Consider the following 13,730-nt stretch of genomic DNA (forward strand, 5'->3'; position numbering starts at 1 on the left):
TTTTCCTTGAGCAGCCTCTCCCGCACGGCGGGGTCGCCCGACGCCACCGCCTTGATGGTCGCGTAGTCGAGCACCGTCTCGTCCAGATCGTCGCCCGAGCGAGCCGGGTTCTTGTTCGTGAAAACCTGGCTGATGAAGCGCTGCTTGCGCTCGACGGTCTGGTACAGGTAGGAGTCGAAGGTGCCCGTGGTGACGTAGCGGAAGTCGCGCACCTCCTTGAACATGTTCCCCTGCCGCTGTATGCGGCCCAAGCGCTGCTCCAGGTCGGCGGGCCGCCACGGGCAATCGAGGTCGTGGATGGCCGCGAGGCGCCTCTGCACGTTGGTGCCGGTGCCGAGCTTCTGCGTGGAGCCGAACAGCACGCGCACCTCGCCGTCGTTGACCCTCTCGAACAGCTCGTCGCGCCGCTTGGGGTCGTTGCCGGCGTCGTGGACGAAGGCGATCTGCCCCTCGGGCACGCCCATGGCCACGAGCTGCGCCTTCACCTCGTCGTAGACGTTCCACGCCTTCCTCCCGGGCGTCGAGGTGTCGCAGAACACGAGCTGCGCGCCCCGCTCGGCAGCGGTCTCCTCCCACACGCGCAGCACGTTCTCGGCGCAGGCGGAGAGCTTTCCCTGCTCGCCACCGTAGGACGCCTCGTCCTCGCCGATACCCTCCATAAGCCTCGGGGACAGCGCGAGCGCCCTGCCTTCGGAGGTGATCTTCAGGAGGTTGTCCACCGCAGGGTCCACGCCGCCCCGCCGGATGTCCTCGGCGCGCGCCGACAGAAGCTCGACGAGGTGCCGCTGCTCGTCGGTGCAGGGGATGGCGACCGTCTCCGATACGACCTCGGGCACGTCCAAATCAAGGTCGTCGGCCGTCATGATGTCGGCGAAGGAGTGGAAGGAACTCATGAGCTCGGGCAGGTTGTGGAACCTGGCGAACCTCTCCTTGACCTGGAACCCTTTGCCCTCGGGCTTCACCTCCACCGACTGCACCGTCTCGCCGAAGCTCTGCGCCCAGTCGGAGAAGTAGAACACGCCCTGCGACGTAAGCAGGCCGGGTGCGAGGTAACGCTCCATGTTGTAGAGCTCGCTCATGGTGTTGGACACGGGCGTCCCCGTCGCGAACACGATGTTGCCGCCTTTTCCCTGCTCGCGCATCCAGTCGCATATGTCGATGAGGTTCTCGCACTTCTGGGACGAGGTTGACGACATGCCCGCCACGCTCCTCCCGACGACGGCGAGGTTCTTGTAGCCGTGGGCCTCGTCAACGAGCAGGAAGTCGAAACCGACCTCCTCGAACGACACGCCGGCTGTGCGGTTGCCGCTGCGCAGCTTGTCGAGCTGGCGCTCGACGCGCTTGCGCATCTGCTCCAGCTGCTTGACGGAGAAGTCGTTGCCGTCGCCCCTGGAAAGGGCGATGGATGTCTCTATCTCCTCGATCCTGCGCGTCAAGGCGGCCTCCTTGCGCTCATGCGACAGCCCCAGCATGTCGAAGCGCGACTGCCCCACGATGACCGCGTCCCAGTCGCCCGTGGCGGCACGGCCCCAGAAGGCCCTGGTAGCGTCCTGGCTGCCCATGTCGGACCTCGTCATGTAGAGCACGCGCGCGCCGGGATAGAGGCGCAGGAAGTCTCCGGCCCACTGCTCGGTGAGGTGGTTGGGCACCACGACAAGCGGCTTGGACGCCTTTCCGATGCGCCGCGCCTCGTAGACGGCCGCCACCCCTGCGAAGGTCTTGCCGGCGCCAACCGAGTGGGCCACGAGCGTGCCCTCGTCCGATTGCAGGATGCGGGCCACGGCGTCCCTCTGGTGCGGGCGGAGGCAGATCTCCGGGTTGGATCCGGGCAACGTGAGGTAGCCGCCGTCGTAGCGGCGCGGGGCGAGGTTGTTGAAGCGGCGGTTGTAGAGGTCCGCGAGCTTGCGGGCGCGCTCCGGGTCGGCGAACGCCCAGTCCTTGAACGCCTTGTCGATGACCTCCCTCGCCCGGTAGGCGGCGGCGGTGGCGGCAGGGTCCTTCACGCGCGCGTCGGGCTTGTCGGCGGGTGGGTTCGGATCGGGCTTGGTGATGTTGATGACCGACCCGTTCATGGCGGATTCCATGAGGGCTATCGGGTTCATCTCGGCGGTGCCGAAGGCGCGCAGCACGTCCGGCATCAGCTCGGGAGCTCCCGAGCGGTTGAAGCGCCAGGTCCCCGTCCCGTCGGAGCGGGAGAGCTCCCACTTCGACACCGACGTCTCGGAGGCGGCCCCGGCGCTCGCGGCGGCCGCGAAACCGAAGGTCTCGGCGGCGAACTGGAAGTAGATGGCAGGCGGCACCCACGGCGCGCCGAGGCCGATGCCTATCTCCGACGGCTCAAGGCGCGCGGGCGCGGCCTGGCGCAGGCGCGTGCGCAGGGAGCGGAGTTCGGCCACGCGCTCGCGGTCGATCTCGACGGGGTGCGCCTGCTCGAACGCATCGCGCTCGCTCTTGAAGGAGGCGAGGCCCGCCGCATCGGCTTCAAGGAACCCCTCGTCGCCGCCTGCGCCGTAGCGGTAACCGTAGCCGTAGCCGCCGCGCCGCTCGGCCTCCTCGGCCACCCGCCTGTCGTGCCGCTCGGCGGCGAGCAGCAGGTAGTCGAGCACGTCGGGGTCCTCGCGCAGGGCGCGCGCGAGCGGCAGCGCGAGGGCGTTTCTCTCGGCCGCGTTGCCTCTCAGGTCGAGGAGGGCCTGCTCGTCCGGCACGTCGATGCCGGGGAGCATGTCGGAGAGCGCCTCGGCCACGGCCCGCTTCCCGACAAGCGCCCTCCCGGCGATCAGCGCCGCGAGCGCCTCGTCGGAGACCGCATCTCGCGGGGCGAGCGCTGCGGCGCGCACGAGCTGCACCTGCGCCGCCGTCGACACGCCGCTGCGGTAGTCGCTCATCTGCGCGGCCAAGCAGTACCGCTTCCACAGTCCCTGCGGAGCCCCCTCGCCATCCAAGAGGGCGCAGCCCGGCCGGAGATCGCCGACAAGCCTCATCACGGTCGAGGGCAATCCCCGGCCGTAGCTGCTCCGCCTGAACCGGCTAAGAGCGGCATCCTCGGCGGCGTCGGTGTCGACGGCGACTTTGGCGTGGAGCGGGTCGCAAAAAGCGTTCCACGCGCCCCCGACCTTGTTCATCTCCCTTTTGAACCCCTCGTCGGCGACCTCTTCGCAAAGCGCCTCCTCCACAACTCCGACCCCGCAGGCTTCAAGCCAGGCGGCGCGGCGGGCGCGCAGGCCGCCGCGCTCGGCCTCGTCGAGGAGAGCGTCGACGCGGTCGAGCTTGCCGAGCACGTCTCCCGAGAGGTACGCCTCGGCGAGGAGGTGCTTGCGCGTGTCGGGGTCTCGCACCAGGGCGTCCCCGAGCGCCTCGGCGGCATCGGCCTCCGCCATCCCACAGAGGCGGGCGATGAGGGCCATGTCCACGCCGCCCGTCTGGTCGAGCGAGATGGAGAGGGCGTCCCGAACGTCGTCCACGCGCTCGGGCAGCGCCCGCGCCGGGGACTGAACGCGCCGGGAGAGGATGTCGCTTTTCGAGACGAACCGCCCGAGGGAGTCTGTGACCTCGGTGTTTCTCAGGAGCGAGATGCTGTAGTCGCTGCGCTGCCCCCAAAGCGAGCGGTTCTTCCTGTCCGAGATGCGCCCGAACCGCCCGACGAACTCGTCGTAGCGCGCGTCGAGCTCGGCGATGCGCTCGCCGACGAGCGCATCGTCGGGGCACTCCCGCTCGAAGGAAAGCAGCCCGCGCAGGTTGTCGCGCAGGCGCACCATGGCGGCGAGCCGCTCGGCGTCCGCAGGCGGCAGCGCGACGGCCTCCACCGTCTCCCCGTCGCCGTACCAGAGCTGGCCGGAGTCGTCCAGCATGTACTCGAGGGCGTTGCCGCCGTCCTTCGGCAAGACGGCGCACACCGGCTCCTCGGCCCGCCGGCCCAGCTCGTCGTGGGCGCGCGCAAGGCCCGAGACCTGGGCCGACAGCACTTCGGAGAGCCGCTCGCCGATCCTATCGGCGTCAAGGCCGCTTCTGAGGCTGTAGGAGTACCCGTGGCGTCCGAGCTCCAGGGTCGGATCCCCGATGACGCACTCGGGGTGGTCGAGCAGCCATGCGTTCACCGGCACGGCGGAGCCGTCCGGCGCGTGCAAAGCGGCCGTCCGCACCCACGCATCCTGCGGGTCGGGCACGGTCTCGGCCCGTTTGCGGAGCACGAGCACGTCGGACACCGCCTCGGTGCCCGCCTGCCGCGCGAAGGTCTCCTCCGGCAGGCGGGCCATGCCGACGAGCTCGGCGCGCTGGGCGATCCAACGCCTCGCGGCCTCTCCCGCCTTGTCCATGGTATGGCGGCTCGTGAGCAGGATCGCCACGCCTCCGGGGCGCAGCGCGTCCACGCTCTTCTGGATGAACCAGTCGTGGATGGGGGCGCTCCCGCGCCCGTCGATGCCGGGGAGCACGATGGCATCGGAGTAGGGGACGTTGCCCACCACCGCGTCGTAGGAGTCCGACGAGACGTAGCACTCCTCGAATCCCGCGTTCACCACATGGTCGAGCGGGTGGAGGTGGCCGGCGATGGTCGCGGAGATGCGGTCGACCTCGATGCCGTCGTAGGAGAATCCGAGCCCCATGGCGTCGGACACGGCCATGAAGTTGCCTGTGCCGCACCCCGGTTCCAGCACGCGGTCCGCCTTGGAGGCCCCCTTGCGCGCCGCGCCGAAGCCCATGGCCGCGAGCGCCCCGTGCATGGCGCGGGCGACCGAGGCGGGGGTGTAGAACGCCGTGAGGGTGCTGGCTCGCGCCTCGGCGTACTCGTCCTCGGACAAAAGCTCGCGAAGCTCGCCGTTCACCTGCGAGAAGCCGGGGAGTCCCGCACCCTCGTAGTTCTCGCGGAAGGCATCGGCGGCACCGCCCCATCCGGAGTAGGCCGCAAGCGTCGCGGCCTCCTCGCCCGCAGGCTCGCGCCCCTCGGATAAGAGCGCTTTGGCGATGCGGATGGCCGCGACGTTCTTGCGGGCGCGGTCGAGGGGTCCGGTCGCCCGCTGGGACTCGATTCCCTCTAGGCCAGCGCCTCGGCCGTCGCCTGCTCTTTGGCCTGCTCTTCCAGCATCCCGATGCGGTCGAAGAAGTACTGGTCGCCCTGATGCGTCTTGCCCGGCCCCATGTCGTTGCGCTCCATGAGCTGCTCCAAGATCTCGCTCGTCCGGGCCGCCCAGCGCTGCTCCACCTGCTTCAGGTACTCCTCCAGCTCCTCGGGGTCCGCCTTCTTCACCCATGCGGGGTTCGTCTCCAGAAGCTGCTCGTATTTCATCTGCCTCACGCCGCTGAACGGGCGCTTCGTCGCGAAGGTTGCCATGGCCTGCCTCCTTTTCTACGTTGACGGCGGTTGGGGAGCTAGATAAAACCTCCCCTAATCTATCATTATTGTCAATGCCTCGGGTTTCGTCAACGCCGTTCGCGGCGGACTCGGAGCTTGCCGGCGGGTCGAACAGGCCGAGCTGCCCCTCGGCGACGGCGGTCCTTCGGACCGTTCGGCGCGGCCTGGCCGGCGCGCTGGCCAGGGGATCGGGCATCTGGCGCAGCACGCGGGGCGCGCTTTTCCGCAGACTCCCGCGCAGGGAGGCCGTCCATGCCGCCTTCCCGAGGCGGGCGGGGTTCTCGGCGGGATCGGCCATCGCGGCCTCGCGGATTCCTTGATCGACCCATTGCAGGGCCGAGAACGCCGGGCTTCCCGCCGAGATCGCGAGGACGTCGGCCCCCGCGTCGGCGACCATGGACGGGCCGAACGCGCCGAGCGCGTAGCGCATCCTCTGCGCCGAGGACGCGGGCAGCAGGGAGGCGTTCACAAGGCAGACCCGCTCCGTCCCGCCGCCGGCCGGGGCCATCTTGGCGTAGGGCAGCCCGCCAAGCGCCCTGGATCCTTCGGTGTCCCACGAGATGGGCAGCATGCTGGTTCGGGACAGGTCGGGGTAAGGGGTCGACGGCATGGCGGGACCCTCCTTTCTGCATCGGGGCGGCTACCTTGCGCGCAGGCTCGCGACATGGGCGTGCTCGCGATCCTCGGCCGACGCTTTCGCGGCGAAACCGGCGGCGGCGTCGCGCAGCAGGGTTGGCTTGGCGTAGGCGAGCGCCTCCCTGAGGGCGATGGGCGCGTTTTCGCGCGCGTCCTCGATGAGGGCCTTGGCGAGGCGCTCCCGCACGGAGGCGATGTTGGGCTGCGTGAGGGGTATCCCCTCCTTGGCCATGGCCTCCTCTATCATGGAGGTGGAGTAGCGGATGACGGCGAACGCCTCCTCCGAAGCCGCGCGCCCAGCATGCTCGGTCGGCGCGGAGCGCGAGTCGGCGCACAGCAGGTAGTCGTAGCCGTTGCAGTCGAGCGTCATCGTTCCCGCGACCGTCTCCTGCGCGTGGCGCGTCGCCGCCCGGTAGCCCGTCACTTGGCGGTGGAGCTCGTCTCTGAAAAGGTCGTCGTCCGCGCCGAGGGCGGCGTTCACCCTATCGGCGATGCCCCGCGCGTCGTCTATCGACAACCCGTGCTCCTCGCCGTAGAGTCCAAGCACGTCGTCGGGGGTGCAGCCCGGGATGGACCAGCGCGGGTCGGGGTTGCCGTGGAAATGTGCGATGGCAGCGTTTGCGTCTGCGAAGTACCTGCCCGAACTCCAGCTCATCGTGGCGGCGTCGAAGTTGCTTGCGACAATGAGCTCGGAGTTGGCGAGGTTGTAGATCAGCGCGTCTTTCGCGTCCTCGCCCCAGCCGCGCGACGTGCGCTCGCTTAAGACGATGAGCTTGCTCTTGTCCATGTGGCCCCTCCTAGGAAAGCCGTCTTGTCGCAGACGCTGCGTGCGCGCGGGCGCCATCCAGATGGGAACTCGCCCGGGCGGCCGCCTCGGCGGCGCGGGCATTGCGGGCAGACGGCTCCTTCTCCGCAGCCGCAACGCTTTCCCTGGCGAACGTATCGAAGTCCGGTAGGAAATCGTAGATCAGCTCGTAGCCGAACTCGGTCGAGCGGTCCTGCAGGGTATCGCCGATGTCGGACACCACCGCGTCGATGTAGTCCTCCACGACCGCATCGCCTCTGCCAAGCCTCACGCCCTGGCAATGCTCGTAGGCGGCCACCACATCATCGCGCACCCAGCGCACATCGCAGATCTCCTCGCCGTCTGCCGCCTTCCGGTCGTATAGGGGGGATGGCAGGTCGATGAGGGCATGGAGCGTGTCGGCCGGCGGCATGGACGGGTTGCCAAGCGCTTCGCCGACCGCGTCGAGAAGCTCGTCCGCGTCTGCGCCCGCAAGCTCGTCGATGGCCGCGAGCGCGTGCTCCCTGATGCTTCGGAAGTCCCTTTCCATACGTTCCCCCTACAGGCTCGGCCCGGTGACGCGGGCGCTCTCGTTGGGGTTTTCGCCCGAGTGCGCACCCGAGGCCTTCTTGGCGAAGTCGCGGGCCGCATCGTAGGATGCGAAGATAGCCTCCCAGAGGGCCTTCGCCTCCTCGTAATCGAGCCGGGCGGTCCCACGGAAAACGTACAGGGGCATGGCATACCTCCAATCACCGAGAGTAGATGGCTTAGATGGTATGCACGACAGGTGGGAAGAGGAACGGGGGTTGCCAAACGGGAACCCCCGCGCCGCACGCGAACGCCCCCCTTCCCACCCTTCCAACAGCGCGCGGGATTAACGCGGGATCCCGCGATGCGCCGTTGAAAGCGTGGAAAGCGGATGTTCGTTCAGGAGCTTGGCGAGCCTGGCCGCCTCGCCGTTGCGGCCCTTTACGCCCAAGGCGCTTACGGCCGCCTGAAGCCGGGGGTACTCGCGCACGGATTCCTCCGTGAAGAGGTCGGGGCGGTCCTTTGCGAGCTCGGCAAGCTCGCACTCGTCGAAGTCGTCGGGATAGGCCTCGGTGTAGAACACGGCACCGCCTTGCTCGATGTACTCGGCGGCGCGGGAGGCCAGCCACGGGGCGTCCCCGGCGTGCGCGGCGATCTCGGACAGGGGAAGCGCGCCGCCGAGGCGGTCGCAGTCGCACAGGGCGTAGTACAGGTTGAGGTCGAGTGGGCCGGAAAGCGCGTCGAGCACGTCCTCCTCGGTCGCGTAGCGCGCCTCGCCCACGCGGAACTGCCCGCCCCAGCACGCCGGCCAGTAGCGGGCAGCCGCCATCACCTGAGAGTCTTTGTCGAAAAACCACGACAGCAGCCCTTCGGCGTCGCCCGCCGTGGGGGTTTGCCTGGAACCAGGGTCATTGCGGGTGTCCGGCATGGTTCAGCCCTCCATGGAAATCGGTGGAACTTTGGCTATGGAGGATACGGCCAAGCGCTCCGCGCCGAAAGGGGGCTTGCCAAACAGGGATCGCGTCACCTATCCCAAACGCCCTCAGCGCCGGGTGATGTAGAACACGTTCTGCTCGGGCACCGCGTTTTTCTTCCTGCGGCCGAACAGGGAGAACCGGCGCGCCTTCTTCTCCTGCTCGGCGGGCAGCATGCCGTTCGCGCGCATCTCGTCCTCGGTGAAGCCCTCCCAGGTGTCCATGCCCTCCCACTGGGTGGCGGGTAGGCCGTACACGCGCGACGCGGCGCGCGGGATCTCGCTGTAACGGTCGGTGAACAGGAGGTTGGCGGGCAGGGGGTCGTCGGGCGCGAGGGAGTGGACAAGTTCGATGCCGGCGCTTTTGAGCAGGCGGACCTCGAAGAAGCTCCTCACCGTGTCGTCTCCCGCCTCCCATGCCTCGCGGCTGTAGCTCGCCATGTACATGCGTCCGTTCTCGTCCCAGCATCGGAAGCAGGGATTGTAATAGCTGACGACCTCAAGGCGCGCGCGGTAGAGGTTTTCTACGACGAACGACTTGTCCTCGTAGGTCCCGTCGTCGCGCAGGAAGGTGCCCACTCCGACAAGGGGCAGGTGGCACAATTTGTTCTCGACGGTCTTGCTTTCGCGTCGAAACTCCCGGTTCTTGCAATTCACGACATAGGTGTGCAGGTAGGTCTGCCCGCCGCCCGAGTCTGCGGAGAGGTCGCCGTCGAACCTCTCCGAAAACTCCATCCAGTACCCCGTGGCTTCGCTGCGAAATATCGACTCGTCGAAGTAGTTGGCGTCATCCCAGACGGTGCGCTTCTTGGGCGCTCTCTCCTGCATACGGTCCTCCAGTCCCGGCCAAAGCAGCCATCATGGGTGTCCGGTTGCATGGGCATCTGCTCATATGGCCATGTTCCCTGCATGGCCATTGTACCCGCCCCGCTTAATTCTAACAGGAAACTTGGCGAGCGAATGCGGTGCGGTGAAAGGTGGCGGGCGGCCTCGAATCCGAAAAAAGTTCCGAATCAGGGTTTCAATTCAGGGTCTTTGGGTACAAGCACGATAGGGACGAGCACGCGGGAGGAGGTGGAAGATGGAAAACGTCATCGGAATCACGGAGGCCAAACGGCGCCTCAATGACATCTGCAAGTACGTCCAAGCCAGCAGCGAGGAGGTGGTCGTGCTCCGTCACAACACGCCGGTCGCCAAGATCGTGCCGCTTGGGCACGGTCGGACGTGGCATGCAAGACCAGCGAACGGCGCGCCGAAACGGGAAACGAGGGACTGAAAGGAGGTTGAAATGGGCCAGGTACCCTCGTCCGGCACGTGTCCCATGTGCGGTGCCAAGTTCGAGCTCAGAAACGCGGATCATGTGTTCTGCTCGAAGGCGTGCTGGAATAAAGCGAGGTACAGGAAGTGCAGGTGGCGGATGATATCCGCCGTACTCGCCGAGCGCGTGCCAAGGAAGTTTGCGTGTGCCCGCTGCGGCAAGGAGGTCACCGTCAGCAAGCCGAACGACAAGAGGACGCGCTTCTGCTCGGAGCGCTGCGAGAAGCTGTACTGGAAGAAACCACACAGGAAGGTGGGTTGAAGATGGTGGAAACGATGGTCGAGAACGCCGGCAGCCTGCGCGGTTGCCTGACCGACGAGCTGGCCGAGAAGTACCGGATGCGCCTGGGCACGGGGTATCCCATGACGAGGACGGAGCTTCGGCTCATCCCGTACCTGCACTACCTGGTGGTGAACAGGAAGCGCATCGAAATGGAGAAGATCGACCACAACGAGTACGCGGCCATGTCGGTATGGATATGCCGAGGATGGCTTCTTGACTACCCCGGCAAGCCGGTGGCCGTCTCCAAGGAGTTCTGGGACACCATGTGCGACGTGCTCTGGGACGCCTACGCGCTGCACCTGGTGCCCGCCGAACCGAGCCGGGGGTGAGGCATGAAGGAGGGAGATGTCATGAGAAGCCCTTTGCCGGCGATGAGCGCCGAGGAGCGCACTCGTGCGCTCGAGATCGCCAACCAGGCGCGTAGGGAGCGCGCCGAACTCAAGAGGAACATGAAAGCGGGGCGCATCACCCCGAAGACGGCTTTGGATGCCAAGGCGGCCCAGCGTATGCGCGTCGAGGATTTCCTGGCGAGCCTCCCCGGCATTGGCAAGGCTAAGGCGCGAAAGATCATGGTCGCCGTGGGGATCGCGCCGAACCGGCGCGTGAGGGGGCTCGGGCGATGGCAGCGGGAATGGGTTGTCGATGCGATCACCCACGCGGATGGCTTCAGGCAAAACGAAAGAGGTTAATCATGAACTACAGCTACGATGACAACGGCCCGAGCGGGATGATCGTCGTCTACGCGGCGATGATCCTCGTGGGATTCCTGATGGGACTTGCCGTCGGCGCGATCTTTCTGTAGCAAGACGGCGTGAAAAGAGGGCGCGTCCCTGGTAAGGAGCGCAATTCGACACTATAATCACCTAATCGAAAACAGCACGAAACGAGGCGATAAGCATGAAAGACAATAACAGCGAGAGCGCATACGGCGGTAACTCCGAGATTTTGGACGAGACGCAGGTCATGCCGGGGACGGCGGCGGTGGATGCGGAGAGTTCCGGCGCTGCTGAAGAGAACCCGGTTGCGGAGAGCGGCGCACCCGATGCCAACGGCATCGGTTCTGAGGGTGTTGCCGAACCCGAAAGCGCTGAAGCCGATGCCGATAGCGGAGACACCGAGGGCAAACCCAAACGGAACATGAAGAAGATGGTTGCCGTCGGGGCGGTATGCCTGGCCATCGTGGCCGGCCTCGGTGCAGGAGCCGCCTGGTACAGCGACCGGCAGGCGCAGATCGCGACGCAGGAGCAAGCGGAGGCCGAGGGCAAGGCCAAGGCCGCCCAGGCCGAGAAGGAGGTGGCCGAGCGCCTGGCCAAGGAGCCGCGCCCCGTCTCGGTGTCCGTCAAGGCCGAGGGCTGGGCACCCGAAAACGGCGTGTTCACCCTCGTTGTCAAGGATTCCGACGGCAAGGAAGCGGCGAAGCTCTCCGTCATGCCCGAGGGCAACGGCGGCATGAGCGCAAAGGACGCCATCGAGGCTTTGCCCGAGGGCCAGTTCGACGCCGCCAAGGAAGCCTACACCGAGGAGGATGTGGAGGGCCTGTCCGAAAGCCCCGTGCTTAAGCTCGCACCCGGCGACTACACCGCAGAGCTCGCCGCGCTGCCCACGCTCGCCGACGGCACCACCTACAAGCTGCCCGAGGCCGTGGAGTTCTCCGTCGAGCCCAAGGAGGACGAGGGAGACGATTCGGTTGCGGCGAAGATCGAGTTCGCGTTGGAGGCAGTTGACCCCGAGGACGCGGAGGCCGTCGAGGCCGCCATCGAGGCCCTGCCCGAGGAGCAGCGCGAAGCCGCGCGCCAGACCTACCAGAAGAAGGCCGAGGACAAGCAGGCCGTCGTGTCCGGCAACGCGTCGTCCTCGTCGAGCGGTTCAAACTCTAGCGGCGGTCCCAGTTCCGGTAGCTCCAACCCGGGAAGCAACGGCAACACCAATTCCGGCGGCAGCTCCAACTCAGGCAGCGGCTCGAACTCGGGCGGCGGCTCCAACTCCGGTGGCTCCAACGGCGGTGGCTCCAGTTCCGGCGGCGGGTCGTCCACGCCCTCGCAGCCTTCGCACACCCACGACTGGGTCGCGCAGACCACGACCGTGCATCACGACGCTGTAACAAAGACAGTCTTGGTGTGCAACAACTGTTATGCGCAGTTCGAAAATCAAAGCGATTGGGATTCTCACAGCATGAACAACTTTTTTAACGGATGCCAGAGCTGCACACCGAAAACCGTAACGGTGCAAAACGCTTACGATGAGACGGTGGAAACCGGCAAATATGTTTGCTCTTGCGGCGCGACCAAGTAGCGGGCTTTGCAACGACCGGGAGGGATGAGGCCATCCCTCCCTTTTATTTTGCAGGGCTGCTGACGACCACCGTGCGCTCGTTCCAGCTCCAGTAGTTGTACGAGCAGGAGACGAGGGATACGGTCTGCTCCGGCTCGGCCTCGGCGTCGAGCACCATCGCCGCCTCGCTGCGGCAGGAGTCGTACCATGCCCGGTAGTCCTCTTCGCCCATGAAAGAGGTCCGCTTGACCGGCTCCCAGCCCTTGACGATCTGCGCGAAACGCACCTCGTAGGTCATCTTTGAATCGGGGGTCTGGACGAGCACCAGGGCGTGGTCGGCCGCGTAGCCCTTGTCGGAATAGCGCTCGATGTGCCCGAACCCGGAGACGTCATCGCCGATGCCGTAGTGGTGCCCGAGGATGACGGCGTTGCGGCTCGCAAGCCCCATCTCCGCGCACTCCGCATCGAGGTACACCGCCCCTCGGGGATTGTAGTTGCGGTACACGTCGTGGCTCAGGTAGTAGTCGGGGGCGTCCGCATGGGCCTGCACGATGGGGGAGTCTATGTCGGTGCCGGGCACGGTGATCCAGCCGATGACGTCTGCGTTGACGCCCTGCCAGTATTCCCAGTCCACTTTGGGGAACCCGTTCCCGTCCGTCTGTGTCTCACCGGTTGCGATGAAACCGAGCATGGCGCCATCCGGCGACGGGGCCGTCCGCACCGCCAGCCGGCTGTAGATAAGGAGCCCGCCGATGGCGACGGCGGCGAACGCGGCAAGGACGGCGGTGGCCGCCGCGATGCGGGATTTCGTTCTCCGTTTCATAGCACGCCCCTCTCGAAAAGAACGGGAAGGGGCGAGAAGCCGACCCCTTCCCGATGGCGTCGATGGTGCGGACCGTCTGTCCTAGTTGTCCTCATTTGCCGAGGGTACGGGCCTCTCCTCGCCGCAGATGGTGCAGACCATTTTGTCGGCGACCGTCTCGTCGTAGGCGGGGGTGTCCGTGACCTCGCGGGTGTAGCCCTCGCTCACCAGCACCTCGTCGATGATGGGCACGTTGGTGGAGTACCCGGAGTGCCCCGTGTCCTTGATGTGCTGCGTTGCCACCCCGTCGATGATTTCCTCGCAGTCGTTGCAGACGGAGTGGTAGCTGGTCTTCGTGTCGTACGCCGGATCCACCGTCTCGGTGTGCGTCACCGCATCGTGGTGGACGCTCTTGTAGGTTATCGTCCAGTCGTGCCCGCACTCCCCATCATCGACAACCGTTCCGATGACCTCGCCGTCCTTGTTCACAACCTCCTTCCCCGTGGGCGCTTGCTCATCGAGGGTGGCGTCGTCTTCCACGGGAGCGGGGGAATCGGAGACTGAGGCAGGGCTGAAGGCGGTGCCTGCGCCGAACCCGATGGCGGCGACGAGGGCAAGACCAGCCACCACGGCGGCACCTTTCTTAAACAAGGTTTTTCGCTTGGCTGCTTCATCCTGCTTGGCAGTGTTCTCAGAAGATGGTTCTGTTGGGACGTCGAACTCCGCATCCTTCTTGGAGGTTTCTTCATCCTTCATGTCGTAGCTTCTATCTTTGCAGTCGATCCTTTA

The 13,730-nt window shown here is 66.4% G+C and carries 14 protein-coding genes; 5 read left to right on the forward strand and 9 right to left on the reverse strand.

Annotation, left to right across the window (positions count from 1 at the left end; all coding sequences use genetic code 11):
- The 7 genes from ACWKY3_RS12370 to ACWKY3_RS12400 all read right to left on the reverse strand — a co-directional run.
- Positions 1-4,820 (reverse strand): DEAD/DEAH box helicase family protein (locus tag ACWKY3_RS12370; RefSeq protein WP_449316696.1); only part of this gene is annotated, 4,820 nt, incomplete at its 3' end.
- Positions 4,821-5,029: 209 nt separating this feature from the next.
- The gene (locus ACWKY3_RS12375) at positions 5,030-5,326 is read right to left on the reverse strand and encodes a hypothetical protein (RefSeq protein ID WP_449316697.1); all 297 of its coding nucleotides are present in this window, start codon (positions 5,324-5,326) and stop codon (positions 5,030-5,032) included.
- Between the two features lie 661 nt (positions 5,327-5,987).
- Complete coding sequence (locus ACWKY3_RS12380; RefSeq protein WP_449316698.1) at positions 5,988-6,770, reverse strand: hypothetical protein; 783 nt, start codon at positions 6,768-6,770, stop codon at positions 5,988-5,990.
- Between the two features lie 10 nt (positions 6,771-6,780).
- Entirely contained in the window at positions 6,781-7,317 is a 537-nt protein-coding gene (locus ACWKY3_RS12385) for a hypothetical protein (protein ID WP_449316699.1), read from the reverse strand.
- A 9-nt stretch (positions 7,318-7,326) separates the two neighbouring features.
- On the reverse strand, positions 7,327-7,503 hold the full coding sequence (locus ACWKY3_RS12390; protein ID WP_449316700.1) for a hypothetical protein: 177 nt from the start codon (positions 7,501-7,503) through the stop codon (positions 7,327-7,329).
- Positions 7,504-7,641: 138 nt separating this feature from the next.
- A complete protein-coding gene (locus ACWKY3_RS12395; RefSeq protein WP_449316701.1) occupies positions 7,642-8,223 on the reverse strand; it encodes a hypothetical protein in 582 nt (193 codons plus the stop codon).
- A 114-nt stretch (positions 8,224-8,337) separates the two neighbouring features.
- Positions 8,338-9,096 carry a hypothetical protein gene (locus ACWKY3_RS12400; RefSeq protein ID WP_449316702.1) on the reverse strand — a complete coding sequence of 253 codons (759 nt, stop codon included), beginning with the start codon at positions 9,094-9,096 and terminating at the stop codon, positions 8,338-8,340.
- 253 nt (positions 9,097-9,349) lie between these two features.
- Between ACWKY3_RS12400 and ACWKY3_RS12405 the strand changes: the two genes are divergently transcribed.
- The 5 genes from ACWKY3_RS12405 to ACWKY3_RS12425 all read left to right on the forward strand — a co-directional run bounded on the left by ACWKY3_RS12405 (position 9,350) and on the right by ACWKY3_RS12425 (position 12,160).
- On the forward strand, positions 9,350-9,544 hold the full coding sequence (locus ACWKY3_RS12405) for a type II toxin-antitoxin system Phd/YefM family antitoxin (protein ID WP_449316703.1): 195 nt from the start codon (positions 9,350-9,352) through the stop codon (positions 9,542-9,544).
- 12 nt (positions 9,545-9,556) lie between these two features.
- Entirely contained in the window at positions 9,557-9,847 is a 291-nt protein-coding gene (locus ACWKY3_RS12410; RefSeq protein WP_449316704.1) for a hypothetical protein, read from the forward strand.
- A 2-nt stretch (positions 9,848-9,849) separates the two neighbouring features.
- On the forward strand, positions 9,850-10,197 hold the full coding sequence (locus ACWKY3_RS12415) for a hypothetical protein (protein WP_449316705.1): 348 nt from the start codon (positions 9,850-9,852) through the stop codon (positions 10,195-10,197).
- A gap of 21 nt (positions 10,198-10,218) precedes the next feature.
- Positions 10,219-10,557: an integration host factor, actinobacterial type gene (gene mihF / locus ACWKY3_RS12420; protein ID WP_449316706.1), complete on the forward strand. Its 339-nt coding sequence runs from the start codon at positions 10,219-10,221 to the stop codon at positions 10,555-10,557.
- Between the two features lie 208 nt (positions 10,558-10,765).
- Positions 10,766-12,160: a hypothetical protein gene (locus tag ACWKY3_RS12425; protein ID WP_449316707.1), complete on the forward strand. Its 1,395-nt coding sequence runs from the start codon at positions 10,766-10,768 to the stop codon at positions 12,158-12,160.
- Between the two features lie 43 nt (positions 12,161-12,203).
- Here ACWKY3_RS12425 and ACWKY3_RS12430 read toward each other — a convergent pair whose 3' ends face one another.
- Together ACWKY3_RS12430 and ACWKY3_RS12435 are read right to left on the reverse strand one after the other, a co-directional pair.
- Positions 12,204-12,962 (reverse strand): sortase domain-containing protein, encoded by a 759-nt coding sequence (locus ACWKY3_RS12430; RefSeq protein WP_449316708.1) that lies wholly within the window; start codon positions 12,960-12,962, stop codon positions 12,204-12,206.
- Between the two features lie 81 nt (positions 12,963-13,043).
- On the reverse strand, positions 13,044-13,697 hold the full coding sequence (locus tag ACWKY3_RS12435) for a hypothetical protein (protein ID WP_449316709.1): 654 nt from the start codon (positions 13,695-13,697) through the stop codon (positions 13,044-13,046).
- Positions 13,698-13,730 lie beyond the last annotated feature (33 nt).

This window comes from Rubneribacter sp. (assembly GCF_965361815.1).

What these genes read in the sequence shown, in the direction of transcription:
- ACWKY3_RS12375 (WP_449316697.1), bottom strand. Translation starts at nt 5,326, where the DNA reads ATGGCAACCTTCGCGACGAAGCGCCCGTTCAGCGGCGTGAGGCAGATG.
- ACWKY3_RS12380 (WP_449316698.1), bottom strand. Translation starts at nt 6,770, where the DNA reads ATGGACAAGAGCAAGCTCATCGTCTTAAGCGAGCGCACGTCGCGCGGC.
- ACWKY3_RS12385 (WP_449316699.1), bottom strand. Translation starts at nt 7,317, where the DNA reads ATGGAAAGGGACTTCCGAAGCATCAGGGAGCACGCGCTCGCGGCCATC.
- ACWKY3_RS12390 (WP_449316700.1), bottom strand. Translation starts at nt 7,503, where the DNA reads ATGCCCCTGTACGTTTTCCGTGGGACCGCCCGGCTCGATTACGAGGAG.
- ACWKY3_RS12395 (WP_449316701.1), bottom strand. Translation starts at nt 8,223, where the DNA reads ATGCCGGACACCCGCAATGACCCTGGTTCCAGGCAAACCCCCACGGCG.
- ACWKY3_RS12400 (WP_449316702.1), bottom strand. Translation starts at nt 9,096, where the DNA reads ATGCAGGAGAGAGCGCCCAAGAAGCGCACCGTCTGGGATGACGCCAAC.
- ACWKY3_RS12405 (WP_449316703.1), top strand. Translation starts at nt 9,350, where the DNA reads ATGGAAAACGTCATCGGAATCACGGAGGCCAAACGGCGCCTCAATGAC.
- ACWKY3_RS12410 (WP_449316704.1), top strand. Translation starts at nt 9,557, where the DNA reads ATGGGCCAGGTACCCTCGTCCGGCACGTGTCCCATGTGCGGTGCCAAG.
- ACWKY3_RS12415 (WP_449316705.1), top strand. Translation starts at nt 9,850, where the DNA reads ATGGTGGAAACGATGGTCGAGAACGCCGGCAGCCTGCGCGGTTGCCTG.
- mihF (WP_449316706.1), top strand. Translation starts at nt 10,219, where the DNA reads ATGAGAAGCCCTTTGCCGGCGATGAGCGCCGAGGAGCGCACTCGTGCG.
- ACWKY3_RS12425 (WP_449316707.1), top strand. Translation starts at nt 10,766, where the DNA reads ATGAAAGACAATAACAGCGAGAGCGCATACGGCGGTAACTCCGAGATT.
- ACWKY3_RS12430 (WP_449316708.1), bottom strand. Translation starts at nt 12,962, where the DNA reads ATGAAACGGAGAACGAAATCCCGCATCGCGGCGGCCACCGCCGTCCTT.
- ACWKY3_RS12435 (WP_449316709.1), bottom strand. Translation starts at nt 13,697, where the DNA reads ATGAAGGATGAAGAAACCTCCAAGAAGGATGCGGAGTTCGACGTCCCA.